The organism is Neisseria sp. P0020.S005, assembly GCF_051957055.1.
Classification (GTDB): Bacteria; Pseudomonadota; Gammaproteobacteria; order Burkholderiales; family Neisseriaceae; genus Neisseria; species Neisseria subflava_A.
Genome location: NZ_JBQCWV010000008.1, coordinates 17000 through 30510 on the forward strand (window position 1 = coordinate 17000; position 13511 = coordinate 30510).

General features: G+C 50.0%; 15 protein-coding genes. 8 read left to right on the forward strand and 7 right to left on the reverse strand.

The features are described 5' to 3' along the window. Positions 1-200 precede the first annotated feature (200 nt). Entirely contained in the window at positions 201-758 is a 558-nt protein-coding gene (locus ACTHTU_RS07585) for a hypothetical protein (RefSeq protein WP_440362199.1), read from the forward strand. An 83-nt stretch (positions 759-841) separates the two neighbouring features. Here the strand turns inward: ACTHTU_RS07585 and ACTHTU_RS07590 are convergent, their stop codons facing one another. From ACTHTU_RS07590 to ACTHTU_RS07600, 3 genes are all read right to left on the reverse strand, one after another. Then, entirely contained in the window at positions 842-2152 is a 1311-nt protein-coding gene (locus tag ACTHTU_RS07590) for an NCS2 family permease (protein WP_070713519.1), read from the reverse strand. A 227-nt stretch (positions 2153-2379) separates the two neighbouring features. Then, positions 2380-3702, reverse strand: coding sequence for a tRNA (N6-isopentenyl adenosine(37)-C2)-methylthiotransferase MiaB (miaB, locus tag ACTHTU_RS07595; protein ID WP_036492978.1), 1323 nt, complete (start codon positions 3700-3702; stop codon positions 2380-2382). 73 nt (positions 3703-3775) lie between these two features. Further along, positions 3776-4171, reverse strand: a complete 396-nt coding sequence (locus tag ACTHTU_RS07600; RefSeq protein WP_049333912.1) for a hypothetical protein — start codon at positions 4169-4171, stop codon at positions 3776-3778. Between the two features lie 198 nt (positions 4172-4369). On the opposite strand from ACTHTU_RS07600, the gene hemL reads away from it, so the two are divergent. Further along, positions 4370-5653 carry a glutamate-1-semialdehyde 2,1-aminomutase gene (gene hemL / locus ACTHTU_RS07605; RefSeq protein WP_440362200.1) on the forward strand — a complete coding sequence of 428 codons (1284 nt, stop codon included), beginning with the start codon at positions 4370-4372 and terminating at the stop codon, positions 5651-5653. 78 nt (positions 5654-5731) lie between these two features. Here the strand turns inward: hemL and ACTHTU_RS07610 are convergent, their stop codons facing one another. Further along, on the reverse strand, positions 5732-6196 hold the full coding sequence (locus ACTHTU_RS07610; protein WP_049333908.1) for a universal stress protein: 465 nt from the start codon (positions 6194-6196) through the stop codon (positions 5732-5734). Between the two features lie 186 nt (positions 6197-6382). On the opposite strand from ACTHTU_RS07610, the gene ACTHTU_RS07615 reads away from it, so the two are divergent. The 6 genes from ACTHTU_RS07615 (at position 6383) to rpmG (ending at position 10626) form a co-directional block, all read left to right on the forward strand. Then, on the forward strand, positions 6383-7159 hold the full coding sequence (locus ACTHTU_RS07615) for a tRNA threonylcarbamoyladenosine dehydratase (RefSeq protein ID WP_049333907.1): 777 nt from the start codon (positions 6383-6385) through the stop codon (positions 7157-7159). Positions 7160-7169: 10 nt separating this feature from the next. Then, positions 7170-7637, forward strand: coding sequence for a hypothetical protein (locus ACTHTU_RS07620; RefSeq protein WP_440362201.1), 468 nt, complete (start codon positions 7170-7172; stop codon positions 7635-7637). Positions 7638-7729: 92 nt separating this feature from the next. Then, the gene (locus ACTHTU_RS07625) at positions 7730-8626 is read left to right on the forward strand and encodes a segregation and condensation protein A (protein WP_440362202.1); all 897 of its coding nucleotides are present in this window, start codon (positions 7730-7732) and stop codon (positions 8624-8626) included. A 1-nt stretch (position 8627) separates the two neighbouring features. After that, positions 8628-9956 (forward strand): branched-chain amino acid transport system II carrier protein, encoded by a 1329-nt coding sequence (brnQ, locus tag ACTHTU_RS07630; RefSeq protein ID WP_440362203.1) that lies wholly within the window; start codon positions 8628-8630, stop codon positions 9954-9956. A gap of 250 nt (positions 9957-10206) precedes the next feature. Beyond that, positions 10207-10440, forward strand: a complete 234-nt coding sequence (rpmB, locus tag ACTHTU_RS07635) for a 50S ribosomal protein L28 (protein ID WP_002216391.1) — start codon at positions 10207-10209, stop codon at positions 10438-10440. A 30-nt stretch (positions 10441-10470) separates the two neighbouring features. After that, on the forward strand, positions 10471-10626 hold the full coding sequence (rpmG, locus tag ACTHTU_RS07640) for a 50S ribosomal protein L33 (protein WP_003684373.1): 156 nt from the start codon (positions 10471-10473) through the stop codon (positions 10624-10626). 228 nt (positions 10627-10854) lie between these two features. Here rpmG and nqrM read toward each other — a convergent pair whose 3' ends face one another. The 3 genes from nqrM to nqrF form a co-directional block, all read right to left on the reverse strand. Continuing rightward, the gene (gene nqrM, locus ACTHTU_RS07645) at positions 10855-11076 is read right to left on the reverse strand and encodes a (Na+)-NQR maturation NqrM (RefSeq protein ID WP_003680888.1); all 222 of its coding nucleotides are present in this window, start codon (positions 11074-11076) and stop codon (positions 10855-10857) included. A 17-nt stretch (positions 11077-11093) separates the two neighbouring features. Next, complete coding sequence (locus tag ACTHTU_RS07650) at positions 11094-12161, reverse strand: FAD:protein FMN transferase (protein ID WP_300482877.1); 1068 nt, start codon at positions 12159-12161, stop codon at positions 11094-11096. A gap of 132 nt (positions 12162-12293) precedes the next feature. Then, positions 12294-13511 (reverse strand): NADH:ubiquinone reductase (Na(+)-transporting) subunit F, encoded by a 1218-nt coding sequence (gene nqrF, locus ACTHTU_RS07655; RefSeq protein WP_049352532.1) that lies wholly within the window; start codon positions 13509-13511, stop codon positions 12294-12296.

Here is a 13511-nt window from a genome sequence, read left to right on the forward strand (position 1 = left end):
TATTCATCTTAAAAATACCTAAACCTGAATTTACATGATTTCATATTTATAATTTCTTGATTTTATATCATAAAAATATTTATTTGAACTTTTCTTAAAAAATGCCGTCTGAGATAAAGACAAGACGGAATATCTCTGTTAATGTGTAAATGTCAGCCGGCGTTTGCCGGTTTTTTATTGAAACCATTTGGGAGTCAATTATGAATATGAATGTTAAATTAATCGTTCCTGCCGTTTTGGCGGCTGTTGCCCTGACTGCATGTAGCAGCGGTTCTAAAGCCAAACCTGAAGCTAAAGCTGCGCCTACTGCGCAACAACAAACTCAAGCTCAGGCTCAACAAGCTCAAGCTCCAGTGCCTAATACTTTGAAAGTAGACTCTATCGACGGTACTAAAGAAGTTCACTACAAATGCGGTAAAGACGGCAAAGAGCCTCTGAGCGTAATGTACGGTTTCAAAGGCAACGAAGTTGTTGCTGCACAAGTAAAATACAAAGGCCAATTAACTGAAAACCTGTTCCGTATCACTGACAGCAGCAAAGATGTAAACGCATTCTGGGGCGGTAATGTCGCTTGGGTTGCCGAAGCAGCCACTGCAGCCAACGTAGACAAAGTTGATGGCAACATGCTGACTATCCGCGGTACTACCGAAGTAAACGGCAAACAAGAAGTGGTTGATCAAATCGTTACCCGCTTCTGCGCATTGGACAAAGGCGCGAAAGCTGCCGTTAAACCTGCTGCTAAAAAAGCGAAAAAATAATCTTTTACCGACAGCTTTAAACGCTGGGTAAAATAAAACAGGCCGTCTGAAAAGTTTTCAGACGGCCTGTTCGTTTGAGCGGTTTAACCTAAGAACCAGAATTTCAATGCCCACAACACGGCGACAATCCATACCATAGGCGGTACGTCTTGGGTACGGTTGCACAAGAGTTTGATGAGTGCGTAGCTGATAAAGCCAAACGCAATACCGTCGGCAATCGAATAGGTAAACGGCATGAAGACGATGGTCAGGAATGCCGGTGCGGCTTCGGTCATGTCGTCCCAATCGATTTCACGCGCGCTGCGCAACATTTGCGCGCCAACATAGAGCAGGGCGGGGGCGGTAGCGAATGCAGGAATGCTTTGAACCAGCGGGGAGAAAATCAGACAGGCCAGCATCAGTACGCCGACGGTAACGGCAGTCAGGCCGGTACGGCCGCCGGCAGAAACGCCTGCCGCGCTTTCAACGTAAGGGGTGGTAGAAGAAGTACCCAGGGCGGCGCCTGCGATAATGGCGGTTGAGTCAGCAAGCAGGGCGCGTTTCAAACGCGGCAATTTGCCCTCTTGCAACAGGCCTGCGCGGTGCGAAACGCCGACCAATGTGCCGGTAGAGTCAAACAGGTCAACCAGGAAGAATACAAAAATCACGCTGACCATGCTGACGGTGAATAAGCCTTTGAAGTCCATCTGCATGAATGTTGGCGCAATGCTCGGAACTTCGCCGACCACGCCTTTGAACTCGCTCAAGCCCAAGATGGTGGAGACGGCGGTCAGCGTCAGAATGGTAATGATGATGGAGCCTTTAACGCGGAAGTGGCCAAGTGCAACCACCATGACAAAGCCTGCCATCGCCAGCAGGGCGGTAGGCTGGTGGATGTCGCCCAAACCGACCAATGTGGCAGGATTGGCCACAATCACGCCTGCGCCTTTGAGTGCAATCAATGCCAAGAAGAGGCCGATGCCTGCGGCAATCGACATTTTCAAGCCCATAGGCAGGGCGTTGACCAGCATTTCGCGCACTTTAAAGAAGCTGAAAAGGATGAAAATAATGCCGGAGATGAAGACGGCACCCAAAGCCACACGCCAGTCCACGCCCATGCCTTTGACGACGGCAAAGGTAAAGTAGGCGTTCAAACCCATGCCCGGAGCGAGGGCGATCGGGTAGTTACCGACAAAGCCCATCACGAAACAGCCGATGGCGGAGGCGATACAGGTGGCCACAAATACTGCGCCCATATCCATGCCGGTTTCGCCCAAAATCAGGGGATTGACGATGATGATGTAGCACATGGCGAGGAAGGTTGTCACACCGGCCATAATTTCCGTGCGCACGTTGGTCTGATTGGCGTTGAGGTTGAATAATCTTTCCAAAACGCTTTGATTTGAAGAACTCATTCGAGATATTCCTTTGGGGAAAGCCGTTCGAGGACGGCATCAGCGGGTTTAACTGCCGGAAGCTCGGATTTTGGCCTTAACTTCTAAACAGATAAGGGAATTTTCGGGCGGTATTATACTGAAAAGCCTTTTGTTCGGGTAATAAAAATACATGAATCAGATAATGCCGGGCCGAACCAAGATAAAGGCCGTCTGAACAGTTTCAGACGGCCTTTGTTTGTGTGTGCTTATACCGGTTTGCCTTTCAGGGAGAAGGTGTAGGCTTCGGTGATTTCCAAATCGATCATTTGGTTGATCATGTCGGGTGTACCGGTAAAGTTGACCACACGGTTGTTGGCGGTACGGGCTTGCAGTTGGTCAGGGTCTTTTTTGGAGATACCTTCAACCAAGCAGCGTTGAACCGTGCCGACCATGGTTTGGTTGATACGCGCGGTTTCGGCTTCGATGACTTCGTTCAAAGCTTCGAGGCGGCGCACTTTTTCTTCGTGCGGCGTGTCGTCGTGCAGGTTGGCGGCAGGCGTGCCAGGGCGCGGACTGTAAATAAAGACGAAGCTCAAGTCGAAGGCAATGTCTTTGACCAGTTTCAAGGTTTGCTCGAACTCGCGCTCGGTCTCGCCCGGGAAACCGACGATAAAGTCGGAGCTGAGGCACAAATCAGGACGGATGGCGCGCAGTTTGCGGATGATGGATTTGTATTCCAAGGCGGTGTAGCCGCGTTTCATCGCGCTCAATACGCGGTCGGAACCGCTTTGAATCGGCAGGTGCAGATGGGAAACCAGCTTCGGCAGGTCGCGGTAGCACTCGATAATCGCGTCGGTAAATTCGCGTGGATGGCTGGTGGTAAAGCGCAGACGTTCGATGCCCGGGATTTCGTGGACGATGCGCAATAAAGTGGCAAAGTCGCAGATTTCGCCGTTTTCCATTTCGCCGCGATAGGCATTGACGTTTTGGCCTAAGAGGTTGATTTCTTTAACGCCTTGTTGCGCCAAACCGGCAATCTCGGTCAATACGTCGTTGAGCGGGCGGGAGAATTCTTCGCCGCGGGTATAAGGGACGACGCAGTAAGAGCAGTATTTGGAGCAGCCTTCCATAATGGAAATGAATGCCGAGCCGCCTTCTACGCGCGCAGGCGGCAGGTGGTCGAATTTTTCGATTTCGGGGAAGGAAATGTCGATTTGAGACAGGCCGGTGGTTTCTTTGTCGACGATGAGTTTGGGCAGGCGGTGCAGCGTTTGCGGGCCGAAAACCACGTCCACATACGGAGCGCGTTTGACGATGTTTTCGCCTTCTTGAGAGGCAACGCAGCCGGCAACGCCGATGATGAGGTCGGGATTTTTTTCTTTGAGCGGACGTACGCGGCCTAAGTCGGAGAAGACTTTCTCTTGCGCTTTTTCACGCACGGAGCAGGTGTTGAACAAGATGATGTCGGCGTCGTCAGGTTGGGTAACCTGTTCGATGCCGCCGTGTTCTTCGGCGAGGACGGACAGCATTTTTTCGCTGTCGTACTCGTTCATTTGGCACCCGAAGGTGCGGATAAATACTTTTTTCATGGTTTGTTTTGATTGACTTGCTTGTTGTAAAAGGGTTCAGACGGCCTGTGAAATATTCGGGCCGTCTGAAAAATTATTCTTCCGCCTTTTTCTGCTTTTTGGCGTGTTCGATGAACCTGTCGGCTTCGGCGTCGGTCAAAATCCAGATTTCGCGGACGAGGCGGCTTTCTTCGTTGTATTTGAATGCGACGGCTTTGCCGGTTTGATTCAGCAGGCGGCCCATGGGGATGAAACGGTCGTTTTCATCGTGGATTTTGGTAAAGCGCGTGATTTGCAGTTTGGCCGCGTTGCCGTCCACAATGCCCAAGGTCAGCAGGCGCGTCCAAGAAAAACCGCCTTTGCTGACTTTCAGATAAGGCAAATCGACAGTCTTTAAAACGGCTACATCCATATCGTCAGGCAGGCTGCGTTGTGCATGGACGAGGGAGGACGCCAAAAGGGCGAGGCTGAGTATGAATCCGCGTAACATGATGCTTTTCTTTTATTGTTTCAATAGGTCGCGGATTATAGCACAAGCAGGAAAAATGTGGATAGAGTGTTTGTTTTTAAAGAATAATTTTGATTTTGCGCCCGATTCTTATTTTGAAGCTTGGGCCGTCTGAAAAGGATTTGGTGTTAAAATGGCATCGATTTGATTTTCAGACGACCTCTTACGAAAGAATTGACCATGAACCGTAATGAAAGCTTGTTCAACCGCGCCAAAGCCATTATTCCCGGCGGCGTGAACTCTCCTGTGCGCGCATTCGGCAGCGTCGGCGGCGTACCGCGCTTTATCAAAAAGGCAGAAGGCGCGTATGTTTGGGACGAAAACGGCACGCGTTATACCGACTATGTCGGCTCTTGGGGCCCTGCTATTGTCGGCCATGCCCATCCTGAAGTCATTGAAGCCGTGCGCGAAGCAGCATTGGGCGGTTTGTCGTTTGGTGCACCGACTGAAGGCGAAATTGTCATTGCCGAAGAAATCGCCAAAATCATGCCGTCCGTCGAGCAGCTGCGCCTTGTCAGCTCCGGTACGGAAGCAACGATGACCGCCATCCGTCTGGCACGCGGTTTTACCGGCCGCGACAAAATCATCAAGTTTGAAGGCTGCTACCACGGCCATTCCGACAGCCTGTTGGTTAAAGCAGGCAGCGGTCTGCTGACGTTTGGCAATCCTTCTTCCGCCGGTGTGCCTGCCGACTTTACCAAACATACTTTGGTACTCGAGTACAACAATATCGCCCAACTGGAAGAAGCCTTTGCCCAAAGCGGCAATGACATTGCCTGTGTGATTTTGGAGCCTTTTGTCGGCAATATGAATCTGGTTAGGCCGTCTGAAGCCTTCGTCAAAGCCTTGCGCGAATTGACTGAAAAACACGGTGCTGTGTTGATTTACGACGAAGTGATGACCGGCTTCCGCGTGGCGCTGGGCGGCGCGCAATCTTTGCACGATATCAAACCTGATTTGACCACCATGGGCAAGGTGATCGGCGGCGGTATGCCTTTGGCGGCGTTCGGCGGCCGTAAAGACATCATGGAATGTATTTCACCATTGGGCGGCGTGTATCAGGCAGGTACATTGTCCGGCAATCCAATTGCGGTTGCAGCCGGTTTGAAAACGCTGGAAATCATTCAGCGCGAAGGCTTCTATGAAAACCTGACTGCCTTGACCCAACGCCTCGCCAACGGTATTGCCGACGCGGCTAAAGCACATGGCGTTGAATTTACGGCGGACAGCGTAGGCGGCATGTTTGGTTTGTATTTCGCCAGCCATACGCCGCAAAACTATGCCGATATGGCGCGTTCCAATATCGACGGTTTCAAACATTTCTTCCACGGTATGCTCGACCGCAATGTCGCATTCGGTCCGTCAGCTTACGAAGCCGGGTTTGTTTCTGCCGCGCATACGCCTGAGCTGATTGACGAAACCATTGCTGCGGCACACGAAGTGTTCAAAGAAATGGCGAAATAAAAGCTGAAACTGTCATGTGAGAAAAGGCCGTCTGAAAAATATTCAGACGGCCTTTCGCTATTTTAAATCAATGCTTGATTATGCTTCTTCGGCTTTGCTGCGGATAATCAGCAGAGGCAGGTGGCTTTGACGCATTACGGTCTCGGCGAAGCTGCCCATCAGCAGGTGCATCAGGCCGGTGCGGCCGTGTGTGCCGAGTACCAGCAGGTCTGCGCCGTTGTTGTCGGCGTAGTCAACCAAGTCTTGCGCCATTTCGCGTGCGCCTTTGTTGGCAACCAACAAGTGTTTCACGATGTTTTCAACGCCGTTTTCACGCGCTGTTTTTTCTGCGAAATCCAAAACTTCGTTGCCTTGAGCCACTGCGGCGGCTTCGTAGCTTTCATGTTGCAGGAATTCAGGAGCCAAAGCCATGTATTCGGCAGGGTTGGCAACGTGAACCAAAGTCAGTTGGGCTTTGTTGAGGCTTGCCAGTTCGGCGGCGTGTTTCAATGCATTGAGGGAGGTCTCGCTACCGTCAACGGCTACAACCAGATGTTTGTACATATTCATTCTCCTTTTGCGCCGAGTAGCGGCACTTTCGTTTAATATGAAATCAGAACTTGTCTGAATGTGAAACGATTATAAACTCTTTCGGGCAGGTACAACAGCCCATCTGCTTTCAAGTATAATATCGGTCCGATTCGCCTGTGGCGTTTTTCATTAATTTATTGATATATCACAAGGTTACTTATGCAAGACGCCGCTTTTCTTTCTTCGCGCCGCTTTGGCGGCATTGCCAGACTTTACGGAGACGAAGCACTGGCACGCTTTTCGCGTGCGCATGTGTGCGTGGTCGGCGTCGGCGGCGTCGGTTCGTGGGCGGTGGAGGCTTTGGCGAGGAGCGGTATCGGTCGTTTAACGCTGATTGATTTGGACAACGTTGCCGAGTCTAATGTCAACCGCCAGTTGCACGCTTTGACCGATGATTTCGGTAAGGCAAAAGTTACTGCTTTGCGCGAACGCATCGCCCAAATCAATCCGCAATGCGAAGTGACGGAAATCGAAGATTTTGTGACCGAAGACAATCTAGACGAACTTTTCAGACGGCCTTTTGACTTTGTCATCGACGCCATCGACCAAATCCGTGTCAAAGCGGCGATGGCGGCGTATTTCGTGCAACATAAACAACCGTTTATTATCAGCGGCGGCGCGGGCGGACAGAAAAATCCGGCTTTAATCCAAACCGCCGATTTGAGCCGCGTTACCCACGACCCTCTGCTTTCCAATTTGCGCTATACCTTGCGCAAACGCTACGGCTTCAGCCGCGATACCAAAGAAAAAATGCGCGTGCCTTGCGTCTATTCAACCGAGAATATTACGCCGCCGCAATCCGGCGAAGCGTGTTCGACCGATGCAGCGCCGCAAGGTTTGTCCTGCGCGGGCTATGGGGCGAGTATGCTGGTAACGGCTTCGTTTGGGCTGTATTGTGCGCAGGCTGCGGTGGAGCATATCGCAGAGCGGAAGTGAGGGGTAGGAAATGGGTAAGAGCCGATTTTTTAAAGCCTACTTTATTGCCAGTCTGATTTATGCAGTATGGTTCGGCGTATTGATGTATGCTGTCGATCCGATGTTTCTCGATGTGATGGAATGCAATACGCTGCCGGGCGATTATTTGTGTGTGCAAAGCGGTTATAACCGCCCGTTCACCACTTTTCTTTATCCGTTTCTGTCCGTCATGATATTCAGCCTGTTGCACGCCGGGATCATGAAATGGCGCAAACGCCGTTCGGTTAAAATGATTTGGTTTTTGGTAGGCTGCGAAAGTTTGCTACTGTTGGCTTTGATAGTGGCGATGCTTGCGAGGGATGGTTTTATGTTTTCCCGCGATATTGGCTCGGTACTGACGGGTACGGTTTTTGCCAGCCTGCCGCTGTTGGGTATGGCCTTGGCCCAGACCTTTGCCGTCGCCATTGTTTCTTTGCAAATCAATCGTAAAAAACGTTGATTTTTATATTTAAAACGGCTTGTCCTTGTTTCAGACGGCCTTTTGTTGATGAAACTTCTTACTAAACTTAAAAAGAAAAAGACCCTTTAACCATGCCTTCAGAACACCTTATTTCTTCCACTGCCGCAACGCCGTCTGAACATACCGTTGCGTGGGTGTTCGGTCAGCCTGTCACCGATGTGCCGCAGGATTTGTTTATTCCGCCTGATGCGTTGAAGGTGGTATTGAGCAGCTTCCAAGGGCCGTTGGATTTGTTGTTGTACCTCATCCGCAAGCAGAATATCGATGTCCTCGATATTCCGATGGTGAAGATTACCGAGCAGTATCTGCACTATATTGCTCAAATGGAAGCGTATCAGTTTGATTTGGCGGCGGAATACCTGCTGATGGCGGCGATGTTGATTGAAATTAAATCGCGCCTGCTGTTGCCGCGTCCTGAAGAAGTTGAGGATGAAGAGGCGGATCCGCGTGCCGAGCTGGTGCGCCGTCTGTTGGCTTACGAGCAGATGAAACTGGCGGCTCAGGGTTTGGATGCGTTGCCGCGTGCCGGACGTGATTTTGCTTGGGCGTATTTGCCGTTGGAAATTGCGGTCGAAGCGAAGTTGCCGGAAGTGTACGTTGCCGATTTGACGCAGGCTTGGTTGGGTATTTTGTCGCGTGCCAAGCATACGCGCAGTCATGAAGTGGTGCGGGAAACCATTTCCGTGCGCGCGCAGATGACGGCGATTTTGCGTCGCTTGAACGAAAGCGGTATCAGCAAGTTCAGCGATTTGTTTAAGCCGGAGCAGGGCGCGACATATGTGGTGGTCAATTTTATTGCATTGCTGGAATTGGCTAAAGAAGGCTTGGTGCGTATCGTACAGCCTGAAAATTATGGTGAAATCGAAATCAGCCTGAAAGACGGTTTGGAAACAAACGAAGCCGAAATGCTTTCAGACGGCCTTGAAGTCGATGAAACCGATAACGAAAATTTGAAAAAAGAGAACTAAAATGAATTCGACGACGAGTCATACCAAAGCTTCTTTATGGGCGGTGGGCTTAATGCTGTTTGCCCTGTTTTTTGGGGCGGGAAACCTGATTTTTCCTGCTTTTTTGGGACAGCAGGCCGGTGAAAACTGGCTTTCGGCCATGTCCGGCTTTCTGCTGACAGGGGCGGGTTTGCCATTATTGGGCGTGATTGCCGTCGGCTATTCCGGCTCGCGTGATGTGGAGGCACTGGCTTCCCGTGTTGCGCCTTGGTACGGTGTGACTTTTGCCACTGCGCTTTATCTGGCAATCGGCCCTCTGTTTGCCATGCCGCGTACGGCAACGGTATCTTTTGAAACCGCGATTTCCCCTTTCATTGATGAATCTTGGAAAAACATCGCATTGGCCGTATTCAGCCTGGTGTTTTTCGGCATGACTTATTGGCTGTCGATTTCCCCGGGGAAGCTGGTTGACCGTATCGGTAAAATCCTCACGCCTGTTTTGTTGCTGTCAATTGCGATATTGGTCGGCTATGCCGCCATTAATCCGATGGGTGTGCCGCAGGCGGCGCAAGGCGATTTTGCTACTCATCCGTTGGTTAAAGGCATTTTGGAAGGCTACGGCACCATGGACGCGCTGGCTTCGCTGGTGTTTGCCATTATCGTCATCGATGCCGTTCGCGCCATGGGCGTGGACAACCGCGCGGACTTGCTGAAGACCACGACGATTTCCGGTGTGTTGGCGGCTTCTTGTTTGGCAGTGGTTTACCTGTTTATCGGCTATATGGGCGCGACAGGTGTGGCCGGTATCGGCTTGCAGGAAAACGGCGCGTCGGTTTTGTCTAAAACCGCACAGCACTATTTCGGTACGGCCGGTATTGTGTTGCTTGGCGTCATGGTGCTGCTTGCCTGTCTGAGTACGGCGGTTGGCTTGATTACTTCATGCGCCGAATATTTCAACCGTCTTTGCCCGGGTATTTCTTATAAAATCTTTGTGATACTGAATACGGTGGTGTCTATCCTGTTGGCCAACAAAGGCCTGTCAGCGATTTTGCAGTTTTCCATCCCTATGTTGATGCTGTTGTATCCGCTGACCATCGTTATTATTCTGCTGGCCTTGACAGATAAACTGTTTGGCGGCGGCCGTATTGTCTATTTCTGCACCATGATGGCGGCCCTTATGGTCGGTTTGCTTGATGCCTATAAGGCCGCGTTTGGATTTGATGCCGAAACCGCGGCTGCCATCGAGCGCGCATTGCCGTTTTACAATATCGGTTTAGGGTGGGTTGTTCCCTCTTTAGCCTGCTTTATACTCGGCTGCATTTTGAATGCGGCGTTGAAGAAAAAAGCATGACGATAAACAGGCCGTCTGAAATGTTCAGACGGCCTGTTTATTTCGCCGACCACGCAAACGACAGATGATTTTTTCAAAGAAATCCGTTATAATTGAAAAGTTAAGGCTTTGCGAAATACCGTTTCGCAGATGCAACATATTGAGAAGATTTATTTCCACAAATCCCGTTTTTTCAGTAAACGACTTGAACTGAAGGCGGATTTCGTGGTATAAATCGCGTTTTACTATTTTAGAAGTTTGGAGACTAACCATGGCACGAGTTTGCAAAGTGACCGGTAAGCGCCCGATGTCTGGCAATAACGTATCACACGCCAACAACAAAACCAAACGTCGTTTTTTGCCTAACTTGCAATCACGTCGTTTCTGGGTAGAAAGTGAAAACCGCTGGGTTCGCCTGCGCGTTTCTAACGCTGCATTGCGCACCATCGATAAAGTAGGCATTGATGTCGTATTGGCTGATTTGCGTGCTCGCGGCGAAGCTTAATTTAAACACCATTAATTAAGGATTACTGCAATGCGCGATAAAATCAAACTGGAGTCCAGTGCTGGTACTGGTCACTTCTACACAACTACTAAAAACAAACGTACTATGCCTGGCAAACTGGAAATCAAAAAATTTGACCCAGTAGCCCGTAAACACGTTATTTACAAAGAAACTAAATTGAAATAATCCGGTTTCTTCCAAGAAAAAGCTCCTGTTTTGCAGGAGCTTTTCTTTTTGTTTCATGATTGGTTTGGAGCGGTTTTGATTTAAACGGGTGTGCAAGATATTTTTGGATTGCTTTGGAAGAAGCAAAATAAAAGAGCGTGTATCCATTGGGATTACGCTCTTTTATTTTTCAGACGGCCTGATAGGGGATAAGTAGTCTTAAATCATGAATAAACATTCAATAACAACTTAATGATCAACCTTGATGCCTTGATTGTCGGAATGTTGTTTTTTATCCAGCTCTTTTTGCAAGGTATCGCACGGCGTGTCGCAATCGCACATTTTCTTCATGCCGAGAGAGGAAATGCCGCCGCAGCTGCCTTTGATGGTGCGTTTGGAGAAAATATAGCCGACTGCCATGCCGAGGATGACAATGATAAAAATGCCGAAAGTCAGAAGAAGGGTTTTCATGTGTGTATTCCTGAAGATTAGTTTAATAATTTCTTGAATGCGCTGGACATTTTAGTATGGTAGCCGCCTTGCGGGGTCCGGATGATAAGGAAAACGGCGAGATTTTCTTGCTCGGCAAGTTTAAGTGCTTCAGTTTCTCCGAGGACGAACAATCCGGTTGAAAGGCCGTCTGCAAGTGTGGCGTTTTCAGCTACTACGCTGATGGAAGCAAGGTTGTGGCTGATGGGTTGTTTGGTTTTAGGGTTGATGATATGGGAAAGGCGGCGGCCTGACTTATCAACATGGAAAATGCGGTAGTCGCCGGATGTAGCCAGTGATTTATTGTCCAATGGAATGGTGATTTGGGTGGCACCGCCTTGAACGATATTGGGCTGCTCGATGCCGATACGCCAAGGGTTGCCTTGCGCATTGTGGCCTTTGCCATGCAACTCGCCTCCGATTTCTACCAAATAATTGCCGATATTGAGTTTTTCAAGTTCGGCGGCGGTTTTATCCACACCAAAGCCTTTGGCGATGGAGGATAGGTCTAAATAGACTTCGGGATGGGTTTTGGCGAGTGTAGGCTGCTGTCCGTCTTGGGAAAGTTTGAGTTTGTCCGTACCGACCATTTCTGAAGCATGTTGGATTTCTTGTGCAGTCGGTTCGTGCGTGATTTCTTTTTGCGGGCCGAATCCCCAGAGGTTGACCAAAGGGCCGACGGTTACGTCCAGTGCGCCGTGTGTCAGTTTGTTTAAACGCAAGGCTTCTCCGGTCACATAGGCAAAGTCTTGGGAAATGGGCATGGCCTGATTGACGGTGCGCAGCTGGTTGAATTGGCTGATTTCGGAATCGGTCTGGTAGGTAGACATTTGCCGATTGACTTCTTTAAGCGCGTCATCAATGCGTTTTTGTATTTCGGCAGGGGAGGGGAGTTTATCTTGGCCGTCTGAAAGATATTTGACGGTATAGGTCGTGCCCATGGTCTCGCCTTGCAGGGTAATGGTTTGTTGTTTTTCAGGTTGGCAGGCAGAGAGTGTGAGTGAGGAAAGGATGGCAACGGTGCAACCGATTATCGGACGGTAAAACGAATTGGAAAGAAACGGCATAGGGGATTTGCGGATTATTTTTTGAAGCCTTTATTGTATCGTAAAAGAAAGGTTCAGGCCGTCTGAAAGTATGGTTTTCAGACGGCCTGGCAATAAAAAAGGAAGAAACCGAAGTTTCTTCCTTTTTGTCTGTTAACCGCCGAAATCGTCCAAGAGGATGTTTTCGTCTTCCACGCCCAAATCTTTGAGCATTTTGATCACGGACTGGTTCATGATCGGAGGGCCGCACATATAGAATTCGCAGTCTTCCGGTGCTTCATGGTTTTTCAGGTGGTTTTCGTAAACCACGTTGTGAATGAAGCCTGTGTAACCGTCCCAGTTGTCTTCAGGCAATGGGTCGGACAGGGCGACGTGCCATGTGAAGTTCGGGAATTCTGCTGCGAGTTGGTCGAAGTCTTCGACATAGAACATCTCGCGTTTAGAACGGGCACCATACCAGAAAGTAATCTTACGTTTGGAGTTCAAGCGTTTCAGCTGGTCGAAAATGTGGGAACGCATCGGCGCCATACCCGCACCGCCGCCGATAAATACCATTTCGGCATCGGTATCCTTGGCAAAGAATTCGCCGAACGGACCGGAGATGGTTACTTTATCACCGGGTTTGAGCGACCAGATGTAGGACGACATTTGTCCCGGAGGTGCATCTGGTACGCGCGGAGGCGGTGTGGCGATACGCACGTTCAGCATGATGATGCCTTTTTCTTCAGGGTATGAAGCCATAGAGTAGGCACGCAAAATCGGCTCGTCCACTTTGGAAACGTATTGCCACAGATTGTATTTGTCCCAGTCTTCGTGGTATTCCTTAGGAATGTCGAAGTCTTTGTAGGCAACAGTGTGAGGAGGGGCTTCGATTTGGATGTAGCCGCCGGCGCGGAAGGGAACTTCTTCGCCTTCGGGAATGGCAAGTTTGAGTTCTTTAATGAACGTGGCTTTGTTGTCATTGGAGATGACAGTACATTCCCATTTTTTCACGCCGAACACTTCTTCCGGTACTTCGATGTCCATGTCGGTTTTGACGTTGACCTGACAAGACAGACGGCAGCCTTCGCGCGCTTCGCGTTTGCTGATGTGGGACAACTCGGTCGGTAGAATGTCGCCGCCGCCGCTTTTCACGACAACGCGGCATTGTCCGCATGAGCCGCCGCCACCGCAGGCGGAAGGAACGAAAATACCTTGGCTGGCAAGCGCACCCAGCAGTTTGCCGCCGGCAGGCATCGTCAGCTCTTTTTCGTTATTGACTTTGATGGTGATGTCGCCTTCGCTCACCAACTTGGATTTGGCAAACAGAATCATCAGTGCCAAAACCAAGACGATGACGGTAAACATCACGATACCCAAAATAATCTCCAT